Source organism: Algoriphagus sp. NF, from assembly GCF_028823735.1.
In the GTDB taxonomy this organism is placed as follows: Bacteria; Bacteroidota; Bacteroidia; order Cytophagales; family Cyclobacteriaceae; genus Algoriphagus; species Algoriphagus marincola.
Genome location: NZ_JAPEIB010000014.1, coordinates 67,267 through 83,875, shown reverse-complemented (window position 1 = coordinate 83,875; position 16,609 = coordinate 67,267). Strand labels below are relative to the sequence as shown.

11 protein-coding genes are annotated in these 16,609 nt (G+C 41.8%); 4 read left to right on the top strand and 7 right to left on the bottom strand.

Annotated elements, in window-relative coordinates; all coding sequences use genetic code 11:
* Position 1: 1 nt before the first annotated feature.
* Both OU792_RS08825 and OU792_RS08820 read right to left on the bottom strand, forming a co-directional pair.
* Positions 2–1,858: a tetratricopeptide repeat-containing sensor histidine kinase gene (locus OU792_RS08825; protein WP_134202994.1), complete on the bottom strand. Its 1,857-nt coding sequence runs from the start codon at positions 1,856–1,858 to the stop codon at positions 2–4.
* 113 nt (positions 1,859–1,971) lie between these two features.
* Positions 1,972–4,134 carry an alpha-glucuronidase family glycosyl hydrolase gene (locus OU792_RS08820; RefSeq protein ID WP_274669972.1) on the bottom strand — a complete coding sequence of 721 codons (2,163 nt, stop codon included), beginning with the start codon at positions 4,132–4,134 and terminating at the stop codon, positions 1,972–1,974.
* A gap of 172 nt (positions 4,135–4,306) precedes the next feature.
* Between OU792_RS08820 and OU792_RS08815 the strand changes: the two genes are divergently transcribed.
* Both OU792_RS08815 and OU792_RS08810 read left to right on the top strand, forming a co-directional pair.
* On the top strand, positions 4,307–7,555 hold the full coding sequence (locus OU792_RS08815) for a UvrD-helicase domain-containing protein (protein ID WP_134202992.1): 3,249 nt from the start codon (positions 4,307–4,309) through the stop codon (positions 7,553–7,555).
* Positions 7,552–10,389, top strand: a complete 2,838-nt coding sequence (locus OU792_RS08810; protein ID WP_134202991.1) for a PD-(D/E)XK nuclease family protein — start codon at positions 7,552–7,554, stop codon at positions 10,387–10,389. The genes OU792_RS08815 and OU792_RS08810 overlap by 4 nt, the downstream gene beginning before the upstream one ends.
* A gap of 1 nt (position 10,390) precedes the next feature.
* Here OU792_RS08810 and OU792_RS08805 read toward each other — a convergent pair whose 3' ends face one another.
* Together OU792_RS08805 and OU792_RS08800 are read right to left on the bottom strand one after the other, a co-directional pair.
* A complete protein-coding gene (locus OU792_RS08805; protein WP_274669971.1) occupies positions 10,391–10,915 on the bottom strand; it encodes a hypothetical protein in 525 nt (174 codons plus the stop codon).
* Positions 10,915–11,418: a RidA family protein gene (locus OU792_RS08800; protein WP_134202989.1), complete on the bottom strand. Its 504-nt coding sequence runs from the start codon at positions 11,416–11,418 to the stop codon at positions 10,915–10,917. The genes OU792_RS08805 and OU792_RS08800 overlap by 1 nt, the downstream gene beginning before the upstream one ends.
* Positions 11,419–11,488: 70 nt before the next feature.
* On the opposite strand from OU792_RS08800, the gene OU792_RS08795 reads away from it, so the two are divergent.
* Both OU792_RS08795 and OU792_RS08790 read left to right on the top strand, forming a co-directional pair.
* Positions 11,489–11,950, top strand: coding sequence for a GNAT family N-acetyltransferase (locus OU792_RS08795; protein WP_274669970.1), 462 nt, complete (start codon positions 11,489–11,491; stop codon positions 11,948–11,950).
* A 101-nt stretch (positions 11,951–12,051) separates the two neighbouring features.
* Entirely contained in the window at positions 12,052–12,876 is an 825-nt protein-coding gene (locus OU792_RS08790) for a universal stress protein (protein ID WP_274669969.1), read from the top strand.
* On the opposite strand, the gene OU792_RS08785 is transcribed toward OU792_RS08790, so the two are convergent.
* From OU792_RS08785 to OU792_RS08775, 3 genes are all read right to left on the bottom strand, one after another.
* Positions 12,840–14,525: a Na/Pi cotransporter family protein gene (locus OU792_RS08785; protein WP_274669968.1), complete on the bottom strand. Its 1,686-nt coding sequence runs from the start codon at positions 14,523–14,525 to the stop codon at positions 12,840–12,842. The two genes, OU792_RS08790 and OU792_RS08785, sit on opposite strands and share 37 nt — an antisense overlap.
* A gap of 149 nt (positions 14,526–14,674) precedes the next feature.
* On the bottom strand, positions 14,675–15,604 hold the full coding sequence (locus OU792_RS08780) for a hypothetical protein (RefSeq protein ID WP_026945124.1): 930 nt from the start codon (positions 15,602–15,604) through the stop codon (positions 14,675–14,677).
* A gap of 45 nt (positions 15,605–15,649) precedes the next feature.
* Complete coding sequence (locus tag OU792_RS08775) at positions 15,650–16,558, bottom strand: mechanosensitive ion channel family protein (RefSeq protein WP_026945125.1); 909 nt, start codon at positions 16,556–16,558, stop codon at positions 15,650–15,652.
* Positions 16,559–16,609 lie beyond the last annotated feature (51 nt).

The window sequence follows — 16,609 nt, the reverse complement described above, 5'->3', positions numbered from 1 at the left end:
ATTAGGTGGTTTTGCTTTTGGGAAGACTGATTAGGATCTCGGTGCCTTCATCAAGTTCGCTTTTTATTTCCAATGAACCTTCGTTTTTCTCAATAAACTCTCTGACAAGCAGTAGTCCAAGGCCTGTTCCTTTCTCTTTGTGTGTTCCTGGAGAAGATTGCACTCTGACCATCTTGTTGTTGATTTCATCCAACTTTTCGGGAGATATCCCCACACCTTCATCTTTGATAGAGAGTAGTATATTGTTTTTTTCTTCGGAAAGCTGAATTGAAATTTGTCCCTCAGGCTTTGAAAACTTAATGGCATTCTGCAAGCAATTTTGAAGGATGATCTTGAGTTGCTGAGGATCTGCTATAGCAAAAACTGGAGAAGTTGGCGGATCAAATTTAAAGCTGAGGCTCTTTGCCATCGCTTGATAAGAGAGGTGATTTAATTGCTTTTGAATGGTTTCTTCTAAGTTTACTTCGATTGGCTTGGTGATAATACCGTCAAGTTGAGCATGTGACCAATCTAGCAATTCCTCTAGAAGTTGATGAGTCTGATTGACTTGATTTGTAAGTAGGTCTTGTACACTCTTTCGTTCTTCTTCCCCTTTGAAAAATCCTGCCTTACTCAATTCTAAGAGTTGCTTGATGGAAGTAACAGGTCCTTTTAAATCATGCGAAAGGATAGAAAAAAGCTTGTTTTTTTCTTCGTTTATAGAGGTGAGCTTTTCGTTTTTGGCCTCGATCTCTTCTTGTTTGACTTTGAGCTGCTCAGCAAACTTATTTTTCTTCACCAAAAGTCTCGAGTACAAGATTAGCCCGGATATCGTCACTGCCAATGCGATCAACAAAAGAATCAAGTATTTTCTATTGAGACGTAATTCGTTTTGGGCACTTTCCTGCTCTTGCTTAAGTACCTCATTTTCTGCATCGCTCAGCTGCAATTGTAGAAAACTGATCTCCGAATTTTTGTTTTGATTGTAAAGGCTATCAGAATAAGACTTGTTGATTCTGCTGAACACCAATGCTTGCTGGTAGGATCCTGCCTTCTCGTAAGCTGTCGAAAGAATTGCCGAAGCCCGCTCCTTATCCCAAAGCGCATCGACCCGCTCAGCATAGTTGAGGGCTAGTTTTCCGTATTCGATTGCACTTGTATAATCCTTTCTTTCGCATTCGATTTCGGCAAGACCCGCATAGGTAAAAGTCAATTCCCAGTTTGAGATTTTGGGATATTCATTCAAAACTTGCTGATAGGTCTGTTCAGACTTTGAAAAGTCCCCCATTTCAAAATAGACCTTAGCCTGTCTATTGATTATCATGGGCACAAGCGGCTCATCGGGATAATTACTCAAAAAATTCAGGCCTGTTTTGAGTGAAATCATGGCCTCCTCGTAATTCCCCAATTCAGATTCAGAAATTCCTTTGTTAAAATAATTCTTTCCTAGCCCAACACTGTCTTGAAGTTCTTGATTGATTTTAATGCATTCATCCAAGACCTTGATTGAATTTTCATACTCGTGCTGACTTAGATAAATGAGCGCTCTTCCATTGAGAGCATAGACGTAATCTTTTTTACTGTTTTGGTCTTTTAGTATTGCAATTGCATTAGAAAAATGCCTTAAAGAACTTGGATAATCACCATTAACATAATAAAGGGTGCCGGATTGGTTTTCAAGCTTTCCTAGAAGTATGGGGTCCTTTGGGAAATACTCATTTCTAATCTTCTCTGCCTGATTTAGAAAGTACCATGCACTGTCTAGTCTGATGTATCGGGATGTAATAGACCGATCTAACAAGCTATCAAAAGTGTCCCGTTGAGCGAACAGTGCTAAGGGAGTTGCCAAGACGAAAATCCAAACTAGGACAAATCTCACTACCAAGGTTTGAAAGGGTATTTGAAATAAGAATTGCTAAATTATAGAATATTCCTGCTTGACGAAAGCTTAATTAGACCATATTGATTTTCATTGTAAATATTTCGAGAATTTTACCAATTTGGCTTGATGCCAGGAGCAAAAGGGAACCTTAAGCTCTTGTAATATTCGAGATCACCTTGCGGTTTTTCAATCTCGTCGGGAAATGGTTTTCCAGAAAAAGTCTGGAAGTACAAAAGGCAGGCATTTCGCCACCATCGAGCCTCTTCTATTTGAACAGAAAGCAATTGATTGACGTGATGAAATCGCTCTTCATCCAATTGACCCTCAAGTTTTTGCCAATTTCCCTTCATTTCAAGAGCGGTTTTTACACCCGAGTCGTAGTGAAGAGCCATTTCTTCCCAGAGTGTTTTTCCCGATTTCATTTGAAAATCCCAAGGGATGTGATGAAACCAAAGCAGGTATTTCTCTGGAATTTGATTTGGGTCAGACCATTCTTTGACTATTTCAGGGGCATATTGGCCAAGGGCATTGCTTCCCGAAGAAGTCCGATCAAAACCGATTCCTTGGTTATCAGCTTTATGGTAATAAAGAGAAGTCCAATCCGCTCTTCCTCCTTCTACCCAAGGCCCAGGACCATAATGGTGGCTTCTACCCATTAGGTGATGCAATCCTAGTGGAGTCATATAATTGACTGCTGCTTCATGTGATTTCATCATGATATTTTGGATAGAAGAGAGCAATGTCTTTTCATGGCCAAAGGTTAGTTTGATCCATTCTGAAGCTATGCTTTCCGCATCTTGATAGGGGTTCCAGGCCATTTTGCCAAAGGCATACCAATTAGCCTGACCGAATAAGTGTCCGGTCCAGTTTCTGTCTGTCCCGATATTAGAGACGCCCGCCATTAATGTCAGTTCTTGGCCGGAGTCCGAACCGTCAATGATGCTTGCAACAGTTGAAGATGGACTAGGTCGATAAGTTTTAGTATTCAAAATCTCCTCCCACATAGGACCCAAATACACCAATTGAGTAGCCTGCCCCAGGTATTCTTGAGTGATTTGAAATTCCATACCCAGATTGGTCTCATCCACTGCTCCGAATAGCGGATGAAAAGGCTCTCTGGGTTGAAAGTCAATTGCCCCGTTTTTGACCTGGATAATTACATTTTCCAAAAACTTTCCATTCAAAGGTTCAAATTCGAGATTTGCCTGCTTGTGTCGGTCTTCGTCGATTTCATTCGAATAAACGAATGCTCTCCAAATCACATTCCCGCCGAATGGAGCCAAAGCTTCCGCTAGCATATTTGCACCCTCTGCATGATTTCTACCATACTCGTGAGGACCGGGTTGACCCTCTGAATTAGCCTTGACCAGAAATCCACCAAAATCAGGGATATGCTGGTAAATCATCTGGACTCTTTCCTTCCAGAATCCCTGGACATCCGAATCTAGCGGATCGGCTGTATCCAGATTTCCCATTTCGATAGGAGCTGAAAAACGGGCAGTGAGATAAACCTTGATGCCATAGGGTCGGAAAAGGTCTGCAAGAACCTTCACTTTTTCGATAAAATCTTCCCGTAGAATCCAAGCATTTGCATTGACATTGGTTAGGGAAACTGCATTGATTCCAAGACTTGCATTGGCTCTAACATAGTCAATATACCTCGGGTCGATATAGCCCGGAAGCTTATGCCAATCCCAAATCGAAAACCCTGCATAGCCTCGTTCCACCGTGCGATCCAAATTGTCCCAATGATTCAGCATCCGCAATTGAACCTTGGGCTGATCCGAATTTTCCGCATTTGAATCGAACTCACCGATTTGGATACTTTTCAAAAAGTCAAAACTTCCGTACAAAACCCCGATTGGAGAGTTGCCGGTGATGATGTAGATCTTCTTTCCGTTGATTTCCAGCGGTCCACGCCAGTATCCTTCTTCGCCTAGATTTTTGATTTCAGCCTGCTGTGACAGCCCGAGATACTGAGATAGTTCAGATCGAGTACCTACAAGGAGTTTGAAATCCCCGTCCCTTGTTGAAAGGAAATTGGCTTTTTGGTCTAAAAATCCCTCAGCACTTCGAGTAAACTCCTCTTTGATGATATCATAAGTGGGATTTTTAGCAAAAAAATAGATTCCCGAAAAGAGCTGATTGACTTCCTCTCGGAGTTTACTTTCTTCGATTTTTTCGTAAGAAAGCCAAAGCTGGTAACCGTCTTTTGCTTGTAGGTTTGGCAGCAGAAAAAAGGTAATTAGAAATGCGAATAATAGGTTTTTCATGTGTTTAATTGTCTCTTCCTAAAATTGTAAAAAAATTAGTGGCTTTGCCAATCAAATAGGAGGAGTGGTCAAAACCTGAAAAACTTCATCCTTGACAATTCACGTCAAAGAATGCCGATCACTGCCTAAATAGTGAAGAGCTTTTTTATCTTCGCTTTCTGACTTTTGAGATATGGCTGAGCAATCCAAACCTTTTATCATCTACAAATCCTCGGCGGGATCGGGCAAAACCTACACGTTGACCTTGGAATACCTCAAACTTGCCCTCCAAAATCCACCAACTGCTTTTAAGCAGATTTTGGCTGTAACCTTTACCAATAAGGCCACGCAGGAGATGAAGGAGCGAATTTTGAAGGTTTTGGGTCAGCTAAGTCGAAAGGAAATTTCTGGCTCAGAATTAGAAAAGGTCCTGATGGAGTCTTTAGGTTTGAGTCCCGAGGAACTTCAATCCAGAGCCAAGCAAACACTCCTTCATATCCTTCACGGATATGGCTATTTTGCTGTCAGCACCATTGATTCATTTTTCCAGCGGGTGATTCGGTCTTTTGCAAGGGAAATGGACCTACAAGCCAAATTTGATCTTGAAATGGATACAGATGCCGTTTTGGAGCGATTGGTGGACCGACTTGTAGAGAAGGTTAGTCAGGATAAAAACTTGAGTACTTGGCTGGTAGATTATGCAAAGGAGCAGATTGAAAATGAGAAGTCCTGGGATATCCGATCAGGGATCAAAAGTTTGGGTTCTGAAATTTTCAAAGAAGGTTTCAAGGCCTATAGACTGCTTTTTCAACAAAGTGTAGCCCAAGAAGGATTCTTGGGGGAATTCCGTCAATTCATCCGGTCTGAGCGGGCCAAATTAAAAGCCGAAGCTGAGTCCATGAGGCAGAAAGCAGAGGAAATCCGGGTTGCTCATGGCTTAGAATGGACGGATTTTAAAGGAGGAAGTAAAAGTTTTGCATTGCGATTTTCCAGACTGGGCGATCCGAACAATCCGATACCTGAATTGACGGGGCCAATGCTTAGAGACTTGCCAGATCCGCAAAACTGGTATAAAAAAGGAGATAAAAATGCTTCAGCCATAGAGTCAGCAATTCGTGATGGATTGGATCAGATTCTCTTTTCTTGGCCAGAAAAGTTGAAGCAATGGAATACCTTTGAAGCCTTACACCGAAATCTCAATGCCTTTGGCGTTTTTAGAGACCTGATTTTGGAATTGCGTGAGCTGAAGGATGAGGAAAGCATCCTTCTGATTTCGGATGTGAATGACTTTTTGCAGGAGATTACCAAAGACAATGATACGCCATTTATTTATGAAAAAATAGGCAATCAATACCGTAACTTCCTGATTGATGAGTTTCAGGATACCTCTGATTTTCAGTGGTCAAGCTTTAAGCCTTTACTTGAAAACTCACTTGCCTCAGGTAATACCAATTTGCTGGTGGGGGATGTCAAGCAATCCATCTATCGCTGGAGAGGAGGGAAGCTGGAGTTGCTGCTGTCTGAAGTTCAAAAGCAAATTCCCGGCTCTTACATTCAAGAGAAAAACCTTGATACCAATTACCGAAGCTTACCTGGAATTATTCGGTTTAACAATGCCTTGTTTCAAGCGCTCCCATCTCTAATGGAAGCTGGTATTGAAAAAGAATTCGGCATTGATTCGGAAGACTTACTCAGTAGTGCCTTCAATGAAGCCAAGCAAGAAATTCCTGAAAAGAAACTCGAATTGGATTTTCAGGGCAAAATACGAATTGAGTTTACCCAAAAGCCGGCGCGGTCAGGGTATCAAGTTGAAGAAGATGAGGAGGAAGAAGAAGATGGAGTTTTGGAAAAGTTGCCACAACTCGTCAAAGACCTGCAGGACAGAGGTTATCAGTTAAAAGATATCGCCTTCCTGGTTCGGAAAAATGCACAAGGGGTAGAAATCGCTGATTACCTGATGGCTTATGACCGAGACCATCCTGATTCTTCCTATCGCTTTGATGTGCTTTCAGAGGAATCCCTCTTTTTGGATAAGTCTGCCGCTGTCAAATGTTTACTCGCTTTATGGCAATATCTCAGCAATCCGTCTGACCGCGTTGCACTCAAAACTGCCTGGTACTATTATGCTTTGCTACATGAGATTCCTTTTTCTCATGAACTCTTCCATAAGTTCAAACAAGTACCTGAGCTAAAATCCAAGGACGAAGAATTGAAGGCGCGAACCAATGAATTTCTTCAGTTGCCTTTGTTGGAATTGATTGAGGAAAGCATTGCCTTCCTAGGCTTGATGGAGCTTCGGGCTGATTTGGCCTATATCTCTGGTTTCAAAGAGGCTGTTTTTGATTTTGTAAAAAACAATCGCGCTGATTTAGTCGGATTTCTGGATTGGTGGGAACTGAACAAAAGGAAACGTACCGTCAAAATCCCAGAAGATCATGATGCCATGCGGATTTTGACTATTCATAAATCCAAGGGACTGCAATTCAAGGTGGTGATTATGCCTTTCTTGGATTGGAAGATTGTCTCCTCGGGGCTTCAAGCTCCCGTGATTTGGTCTCCATTTGAAGCCGAGAATGGGCTAAAAACCATTGTTCCTTTGACTCATGGAAGCACTTTGAAGGATTCCTATTTTTCCAAAGCCTACGAAGATGAAGTCAAGCTGGCTTATCTGGATTCTTTGAATATGCTGTATGTGGGCTTCACAAGGGCAGAGGAGGTGGTTTGGGGGTATTCGAATTTCACAAATAGTAAATCCAGTGGGGTTTCCCAAAAATCCACCGGGAATGTTTTATTCAATCTGTTTTCTTCCAATTTTCAGATTTCTGAATTTAGTTCAAATCAGCGTTGGGATAAGGAAAAATTGGTTTTTGAAGCAGGGGAATGGGCTGCTCTCAAGAAAGGCGAAACCCAGCCTAGTTTTGTTCAGAAGCAATTGCGATGGGAAACTCAGGACTGGCGATCCAAACTTAAAACGAAAACCATCGCCTGGGACTTTTCGGAAAATGGTTTGCAAGCTCGAGCGCAGCGAAAATTGGGGGTCATTGTCCATGAACTCTTGGCTGCTTCCCAAACCCAAGAAGAGGCCATTAGACTCCTTCAACAATATACTTTTGAGGGAAGAATCGATCAAGAAACAGCCAATGATGTCACGGATCAATTGAAAAAACTATTTGAAATACCCGAGTTCCAAAGCTGGTTTGGAGGGGATTATCTGACTTTGGCAGAGCAGGAAATTCTTTTACCTGGAGGAAACCAAAAGCGACCGGACCGGGTCTTGATCGGCGATCAGGAAGTCATTGTAGTAGATTTTAAAACAGGTGAAAAGTATTCCTCTCATCCAAAGCAAGTCAAAGAATACATGGATTTGGTTCATCAGCTGAGTCAGAAACCTGTCAAAGGATTTTTATGCTATTTAGAACCCACAGAAATTATTGAAGTATGAACCCATTTTTGAAAGAAACTGCTCAAAAACTTTTGGATTCGCATCATCATATGGAAGAATTGGTGGTGGTTTTGCCAAATAGAAGAGCAGGGCTGTTTTTTACGCGATATCTGGGTGAGTTGATTGATCAGCCCCTTTGGATGCCGGAAGTCAAAACGATCGAGCAGTTATTTTATGGTTTGGCTGGAAATACGCCCGCAGATGATTTGACTTTGATCTTTGAGTTGTATGAGCTTTACAGGCAAATTCAAGAGGAACCCGAGGATTTTGATCGCTTTTATTTTTGGGGAGAGTTGATTTTAAAAGACTTCAATGATCTGGACCAATTTCTTGCTCCTGCAAAAGTTTTGTATCAAAACCTCGCCGAAATCAAGGCTTTTGAGTCCGATTTAAGTTTCCTCACCCCAGAGCAACGTGACTTGATCTCTCAGTTTTGGTTAGCATTTGCCAAGCAAAATGATCAGGAAAAACAGAAGTTTCTTCGATTTTGGGAAATTTTGGGCCGCTTGTATGAGGACTTTCAGCATAGACTTAAAACAGCTGGATTGGCATATTCAGGCCAATTATATCGAAAAGTAGCAGAGAATCTGGATACGATCCCAAGACCGGAAAAGCAACATGTCTTTGTGGGTTTCAATGCCTTCACCTTGGCAGAGGAACGATTGATTGGGCATTTCGTCAAGGAGTTTGGTGCGGAGATTTTCTGGGATCTAGACCAATATTACCTGAATGATAAACTGCAGGAAGCGGGTTTGTTTTTCAGAGATTATCATCGGGATTCCATTTTTGGAAAGACTTTTCCGGAGGAAATACCTGATCGAATTCGGCATCAGCGAGAAAATATTCATGTACATTCCATCCCATTGAAAACCAACCAGGCCAATTTGGTTGGGAAGCTTTTGGAAGAGATTCCTGCGGAAGAGGCCTTGGAAGAGACGGTGATTATTTTGCCGGATGAACAGCTTCTTTTTCCGGTACTGCATTATTTGCCGCGGCAGATTGATAAGTTGAATGTGACCATGGGCTATCCGGTCAGGAATGCGCCTGTTTATGCCTTTTTGGATGCGGTCTTGGATTTGCAGCGCTATGTGAAATTCCGGGAAGATGGGGTGAGTTTTTATCACAAGCCAGTGACGGATTTATTGTCATTTTCCTATCTATTGCAGGAAGACCCAACTCATTTTCAGGGATTGCTGGACAAAATCAAGGGCGAAAATCTTCTAGAAATTCCTGCTAATCTTTTGGTCGGCCAATCTAAATTAGCTGCGCTAGTTTTCAAGCAAGTAAACCCTTCAGAGATTTTTGATTACTTGACGGAATTGATCACTCACCTGGCATTGATGCTACAGGAGGATGAGGTTCAGCGGTCTTATCTTTTTCAGGCTTTCAAACAATTGAACCGAATCAAGGAAATTTTCCAAGGCAATCATTCCAAGGCTTTAAAAATTGATTTTGTACTCAAGCTCTTTCGGCAGATTTTCAGAGAACTCAAGCTTCCTTTTGAGGGTGAGCCACTTCAGGGCCTGCAAATGATGGGAGTACTGGAGTCCAGAAACCTGGACTTTCGAAGAGTCATCATTTGCGATCTGAATGAAGGGAGTTTTCCTCCCGGAGGTGGCATCAATTCCATGATCCCATTCAATCTTCGCAGAGCATTTGGACTTCCTGTTCAGGAGCAAAATGACGCTATTTATGCTTACACGTTTTATCGACTTCTGCATCGAGCTGAAGAAGTTCATTTGATCTATACGACGGCGGCGGATCAAGGTAAAGCAGGGGAGATGAGCCGCTTTCTTCAGCAGATGCAAGCGGAATTGGGAGTTGCTGCCCCGGAGATTTCTATGGTTCCGGTCGGCTTGACTCCTTCAAAGGTCATAGAAGTGGGGAAAAGCCCTGAAGTTCTGAAGGACATGGAGGCTTTTCTAGCTAAGAATAATCCAGAGGAAAAACAACGACCACTTTCCGCTTCTGCACTCAATATGTATTTGGATTGCAGGCTCAAATTTTATTTCCGCTATGTAGCTGGTTTGAAAGAGCGGGAGGAAGTGGTCACAGAGATCGATCCCTCTACTTTTGGGACTATTTTGCATAATGCAATGGAGATAATCTATGGACTGGGTGAAAGCGAAAATGCTCGGAAAATTGATTCACATGAAATCAAGCGCTTGATGCCTCAAGTACAGACTGCTGTGGATCACGCGATTCGTAATTTCTATCAACTGGAAGAAGGGAAGCAGATGGATTACTCCGGACAGTTGCAGATAGCGCGGGAGATTTTTGTCAAATACCTGCAAGCCATCTTGGAATACGATCAAGAGAATGGGGAATTCACGATTTTGGGTGTTGAGAAAGATGTCCCTGCAAGTATTCCTGTGGAAACGAAAGAGGGGATAGTTCATTTTGCCCTTAAGGGGGTCATAGATCGGGTTGATATGAAGGATGGAGTCGTGCGATTGATTGACTACAAGACCGGAAAGGACGATAAAAAAGTGCTTTCTATCGCCTCTCTATTTGATCGAGATGAGAAGAAGCGAAATAAAGCAGCCATGCAGACCCTTTTGTATGCTTATTTCTATCAATATGAGCATCCGGAAAATCGAAAGGCTCTAAAACCGGGAATTTTTAATATTCGGGAAATTTACAATCCTGAATTCAATCCATTCCTTCAGATGAATGGACAGGAAATTCATGACTACCGGGAAGTGGAAGAAGAATTTGTGTCAGGCCTATCGGCTATGCTTGGGGAGATTCTAAATCCGGAAATTCCTTTCTCTCAAACCCAGGATGAGGAAAAATGTAAATTTTGTGCTTATAAGGAGATTTGTGGGAGATAAATCAACACGGACTCCAATAATGAAACTCAATCAGCTTTTCTTCCTTAAACAGAAAGAAAAAGCCATCATCGGCATTAGTGAATCGGCCCCCAAGGCTGAATAAATCAGCTTCATCCCGTCCATGAAATCTAATGGGTTTGGCCTGCTTTCCAAAAAATTGCTCAACTTCACTTTGAGTGCTTTTTCCACTGAATTCAATCTCTCGAAAATAGGTCCATTTCATTTCACCTTCTGGGTCGAAAAGAACCAACTCTGCTAGATACCCCTCTTCAGCGTTTCCGATCCAAGTGACTTGATTATAGATTAGCTGATAATAGCTTTTCCCCTGTTCCTGATTGGAATGGAAGCCGCATTCATAATCGGGATATGTTCTCTTGGTTGGACCGTACTTTTCAAAAATGCTTTTCAGCCCTCGCTGACCAAATGCCAATCCATCAACATAAATATATTCTGCCAAAAAGGTTTTTTCATTTGGCAGGAGAAGTAAGGTTAAGGGTAATAAAATCGAAAGAAAGGCTCTAGTCATCAATCCTCCAGCTCTACTATTACCTCAATTTCCACCGCAATATTATTGGGTAAAGCAGCAACTCCCACCGCCGACCGGGCATGTTTTCCTTTTTCTCCAAAGACCTCTACCATCAAGTCCGAAAATCCATTGATCACTGCGGGATGCCCGGTAAAATCCGGTGCCGAATTGACCATTCCTAGGACCTTGACAAATTGTTTGATGCGACTCAAGTCTCCTGTAGCAGCCTTCAGGACAGCAATGATTTCTAGGCCGGTTTCCCTTGCTGCTTGGTATCCCTCTTCAGGCGTTAGATCAGTTCCGACTTTTCCAAAGACATCCGGGCCATTGCCCGCGAGATACAACACATTGCCAACTTGCCTCCATTTCACGTAGTTGGCCATCGGCTGACTGATCTCAGGAATAGAGAGTCCTAGTTGCTGGATTTTTTCTTCAGGTGTTTGGGCATGGATAAGGGAGTAAAAAGCAAAAATTGAGAATAATAAAAGGCAGTATTTTTTCATGATCAAATTGATTAAATCACTTCAATCTAGGAGAAATTCCTGAAATTTAGGTTCTCAAACTTCCTTTTTAATGCAAAACCTTGAAATCATCCCTTTCCAAGCTGAATTACAGCTTGAATTTGAAGCCATCAATCGAGAATGGGTCGAGGAGCTATTCTCGCTAGAGCCTTTTGATATTGCTCAGCTTCAATCACCTCAGGAAACCATCATAGAAAAAGGTGGGGCTATTTATTTTGCCAAAATGAATGATCAAATTCTAGGGACTGTAGGACTATCCAAAGTCGATAAACATACCTTTGAATTAATCAAAATGGGAGTCAAGAAATCGGCTCAGGGTAAAGGAGTGGGCATGTTTTTAGGACAGCAGGCTTTGAATAAGGCCAAAGAGATGGGGGCGAATAAAGTGGTTTTGTATACTCATACCAAACTCCAAGCTGCGTTAAGAATCTACCAGAAATTAGGTTTCAAAGAGGTGCCTGTAAGAGACGGTAAATATTGCCGATGTGATCTGATGATGGAAGTTGATGTTTAAAAAACTGATTAGCTGACAATTATCATTTTTTTGCTTGATATCCATCAAAGGCAAGGCCACATATTTTTTGGAAATTTGAGAAGAATCAAAATCCAAAAGCTATGAAAACCATTGTCGTTCCCTTTGATTTTTCTACCTATTCACTAGAGGCTCTGAAAACTGCACAAAAAATAAGTGTGAAGTCTGGAGCAACGATTGTCTGTGTGACGGTCATTCCTTCCGAGGTAGACTTTGAAAAACTCTCTGAGGAAGCAAAATTGAAATATACAGACCTAATCGAACAAAAGACCGAGGCTGAGGAGATATTGCCCGAATACATTCAGCAAATAGCACCTGCCAAGGCTCCAATCGAACAGGTAGTGAAAATTGGGGTGCCGCATGAGCAAATCCTCCGTGAAGCTAATCGCTCCGAGGCTGATATGATCGTGATGGGGGCCTATGGAAAAGGGTATACTGAAGGGAAATTCATAGGTTCTAATCTCCAAAAGATTCTAAGAATGGCAGATATGCCGGTATTGGCTGTCAAGGTGGCTTTGGATGGAAATGATCTTCGGAAAATCGCCTTTGCTTCTACCTTCCAGCAAGATACCCCAAAGGCTTTCGCGAAAATCAAGCCTTTTGTAAAAGCTTTCAAGGCATCTGTTCACCAGCTTTTTGTCAATACTCCAGGAAATTTCCATACTTCAGAAAAAATCCAGGATGGAATGAAACTGTTCCAGGCTGGTAACGAGGAAATAGTATTTCACCAACATACCTACAGCGCCGAAGAGGTAGAAAAAGGAATCGTTGCCTTTTGTGAAGAAGAGGGGCTTCATTTGGTAGCTCTTGTTTCAGGAGATCATAAGCTAAGTCCAGCTTATCAGATTGGGGTGACAGAGACTGTCCTCTTTCAAGGAGATTTAGGTGTCTTGAGTGTTAAAGCTTGACTTTTAGTATCTTCAGAGGGGTCAAAAACTTCATTGATTGGGTGTCGCCAATGCAATACAGCGGCACCCAAATTATACAGTCCTCTAGAAAATTCCCTAGCGACATTCGTAAAGGTTGAAAAAGGGATGTCGGTTTTATGACTTTTTGCTTCCTGAAATAATTTTTCAACCAATTGACTGGAGTCTAGCTCCGATTCACGCATCCACGATGGAACTTGAATCTCAGGTTGTTCAACTTTGGCCAGTTGATCAATTTCAAGAATTCGCTCTTCGAATTTTACTTTTAATTCTTCCAAGAAATCCTTCGGAAGGTTTCTAGACGAGTTTCTTAACTCCCTGATATTGTGATGTATATCCTTAAAATCCTTAGCTGAGAAGATCATCAATCGCACGGAAAGCATCAGTGATGTGAGTTTTTTTGCCTCCTCCTCAGTAATACTCGTCTTTAGAAGTTTGAGATGATAGGTAGTAATTTCATCCTCTACGAGCTTCAAGCTTTGATATAACCCTAGGTATTCAACGGGTCTGCTCAGTATTTTTTCGAATATCCCCTGTTTGGGGGATGGAATGTCCTCCTCCATGATAGTTAGAGAAATGAATTTTTTTGTCTTCACAAAAAGTTCCTCAATTTCCTTTTCCAATGCTTGAATTGCCGCCTCAGGAACAGCTACGTCAACATTCTGAATGTAAAGGGTGTGGGGTTTTTCTTTTGTGAGGAAACGGCCTTTAAGCCATTTGGTGATAGGTTTGATAAATGGAAGGAAAAGCAGAACTCCGAATGCATTCAAGATGGTATTGAAGAGGGCTAGATCCAAAAGCGGGTCTTGTCCAATAGGTAGGCTGCTTATCCATTGAATAATCAACGGTATAAAAAACAAGACAATCAGTCCGGTAACTACATTGAAAAGAAAATGAAGTGAGGCCAGCCTTTTTTTATCCGGAGTACCTCCGAGGGCTCCCAAACTGACGGTGACTGTGGTACCGATATTGGCCCCAACGGTAGCTGCTGCAGCTTGATCTAGTCCTAAAATCCCTGAGCTAATCGCACTAAGTAGGATTACTAAGGTCGCCGAACTTGACTGAATGATGGCAGTAAGGATAAGTCCAATCAAAGCAAAAACAACTAAACCCCAGTCCGCATACAGGCTAAAATCAAAGTTTTCTGCCAAGTATTCAATCGACCCTTTCATCAAATCAATACCAAAGAATAAAAGTCCAAAACCCAATAAAAAGGAGCCTAGATTTTTCAGAATAAAGTAACGGGATGCTAAAATGAAAAGTAAAGCGCCAACGCCGATCAGGGGTAAAGAGAATGAAGCGATATCTACTTTGAAACCAAGGCTATAAACCAGCCATGCGGTAACAGTTGTACCTAGGTTGGCCCCTAAAATGACTCCTGCTGCATGGCTAAATCTAATTATTCCGGCGCCTAGGAAAGCTAAAACCATCAAAGTGACCAAAGAACTACTTTGTAAAAGTGCAGTCACTAGGGTGCCGCTGATAATCCCCTTGATAGGAGTATCAGTAAATTTTTGGAGCAAGCGACGAAAAGTCTTACCGCTAAACTCATTAAGACCAGCCTCCATCTGATGCATGCCCAGAAGGAAGATTCCCAGCCCAGCCAGAAAGTCCCAAATTTGAAAGGTCAAAACTTGAAATGATTAATTCTCGACTTTAGTCAGAGAATAGTGTACAGCAAGAGTGAATTTAGGTAAATCTCTACCAATTCAGAAAAAAGACTTTGGATACCAATAAAAGTTTTGGATAAAAACCTAGGGTAGTGAGGAAAGGATAAAGATTACCAGAATCTGAAGCGCTTCTCATTAATTCGGTTTCTGAAAATCCAGTTGTCGAAAATATCCCTGGACCAATGAATCTCCAGGCCAACATTCACTGTCATGTATCCGTCGAATCGGTGTGTGAGCCCAGATCCTCTACGAACACGGCCATTGTTTCTTAAAATTTTGTCCACATCCGGCATTCCATTATCATCCAAAAAATCGGGATTTCGGATAGCTAATCGAAGTCGATCTGGATTTCTACCCGATACATAATCATCCACCAAGTCCAAATAAAACTCCGACACATTATAGGCAGAAATATCATCCATGTAGTCTGTCAAAGTGAAGCGGTAATTCCCTTCGAAAGTCAGATCCATGTACACATTTAGCTTGTATTTGAAGCCAAGTCCCATAGGAAAGACGGTGATGAATCGATCATAGGGGTTGTTTTCCAATGCCAGTGGCCTCAGATCCACCCATTCTCCATCGAGTTGAGCTTGAGGATTGTTGGTGGACATTCCTATACCTACGAAAATGTATGGGTTCCAAAGAGGCCGGTGGATATTCGGAACTTTGACAGGGTGCCAAAAATATTGGATTACTCCTGAAACTTCCCAGTTTCGAGCTCGGAAATGAAGGTTTCTAGGGGTACGAAAAGCCCTCGGATCGGAGGGAGGATCTTGACCGGACATTTTGATGTAGGAGAATTCTCCTTTGGCTCTGAGATTTGTTCCTATAGTTCTATGAAAGGCAATATTTGCATTCCAGTCTGGCTGAACTCCTTCATTGTATTTCCAGAAGGAATAAAGCTCTCCAAAATACTGGGTAGGACCTATGCTGGCAGAAATCGACCATGGCTCCTCAAACCGATAACGGTAAAAGCTTTGCGCACTGGCTTGATAACTCCAGCCTATCAAAAATACAACTATAAAGCCTAGCTTTCTCATTATCAGGCCTGCTCGGTCCATTTCTTCCAATGGGCGAAAATTACCCTAATTTTTTAAATTTTCAAATCCTGATCGTAAGTGTAGATCGCGCTGTGGAAATGGGATTTCGACTCCTTGCTCTTTGAACCGTTTGAAAATTTCATATAAAAGCTGGCTTTTCAGAACCTTTGGTCGATTGACATACTCTGAGGTCCATACTCTGAGGTTGAAATTGATGCTGTTGTCTCCATATTCTTCAAAAAGGACATCTGATTCGGGGCTTTCTAAAACTCCCTTATTGTCTTTGGCTACCTCGAGCAAAATTCTTCTTACTTTTTCCGGATCTTCCCGATAAGCTACACCCACTGGAAAATTAAAACGGACCATTCGGTCAGAGTGAGACCAGTTGATTACTTGATTATCAATAAATTGGCTATTTGGTACAACGATGGTGATATTATCATTGGTGACAACCATAGTGGATCGGGCTGAGATTTTGATGACATCTCCATTGACATCTCCCACTTCGATTCGGTCTCCCACTTTGATAGGCTGCTCAAAAAGAATGATGAGCCCGCTGATGAAGTTGTTTGTGATGTTTTGAAGACCAAAACCGATACCAACACCAATCGCTCCTGCCAAGACCCCAAAAGCACTTAAATCAATCCCATTCGTCTGAAGAATCGAAAAAACACCAGCTAGGATCAAAACATACTTGACTATCGTTCCAATCGAAAGTCGCGTACCTTCAGTGATACTATATTTTTTCAAAATCCGATTGACCAGTAGTCTTCTGATCCATTCAGATCCTATAAAAAGAACGAGAAAGGAAAAAATAAGCGTTAGGACGAGCCCAATCGTTAATTTAGAATCACCCAAGTTGAAAAGACTCAGGTTCATGATTTGATCTATCCACTCCAGCAAATCGAAGTTGCTCGAATTAGAATTAGAAACAGTTGATGAGTCTGATTGCATAGATTTCGAAATATTAGTCGAATTTTGTAAGCAAAATATCAATAATTATCG

Excerpts from the sequence above, each read along its gene's own strand:
- OU792_RS08820 (WP_274669972.1), bottom strand. The coding sequence starts at position 4,134 with ATGAAAAACCTATTATTCGCATTTCTAATTACCTTTTTTCTGCTGCCA.
- OU792_RS08815 (WP_134202992.1), top strand. The coding sequence starts at position 4,307 with ATGGCTGAGCAATCCAAACCTTTTATCATCTACAAATCCTCGGCGGGA.
- OU792_RS08810 (WP_134202991.1), top strand. The coding sequence starts at position 7,552 with ATGAACCCATTTTTGAAAGAAACTGCTCAAAAACTTTTGGATTCGCAT.
- OU792_RS08805 (WP_274669971.1), bottom strand. The coding sequence starts at position 10,915 with ATGACTAGAGCCTTTCTTTCGATTTTATTACCCTTAACCTTACTTCTC.
- OU792_RS08800 (WP_134202989.1), bottom strand. The coding sequence starts at position 11,418 with ATGAAAAAATACTGCCTTTTATTATTCTCAATTTTTGCTTTTTACTCC.
- OU792_RS08795 (WP_274669970.1), top strand. The coding sequence starts at position 11,489 with ATGCAAAACCTTGAAATCATCCCTTTCCAAGCTGAATTACAGCTTGAA.
- OU792_RS08790 (WP_274669969.1), top strand. The coding sequence starts at position 12,052 with ATGAAAACCATTGTCGTTCCCTTTGATTTTTCTACCTATTCACTAGAG.
- OU792_RS08780 (WP_026945124.1), bottom strand. The coding sequence starts at position 15,604 with ATGAGAAAGCTAGGCTTTATAGTTGTATTTTTGATAGGCTGGAGTTAT.
- OU792_RS08775 (WP_026945125.1), bottom strand. The coding sequence starts at position 16,558 with ATGCAATCAGACTCATCAACTGTTTCTAATTCTAATTCGAGCAACTTC.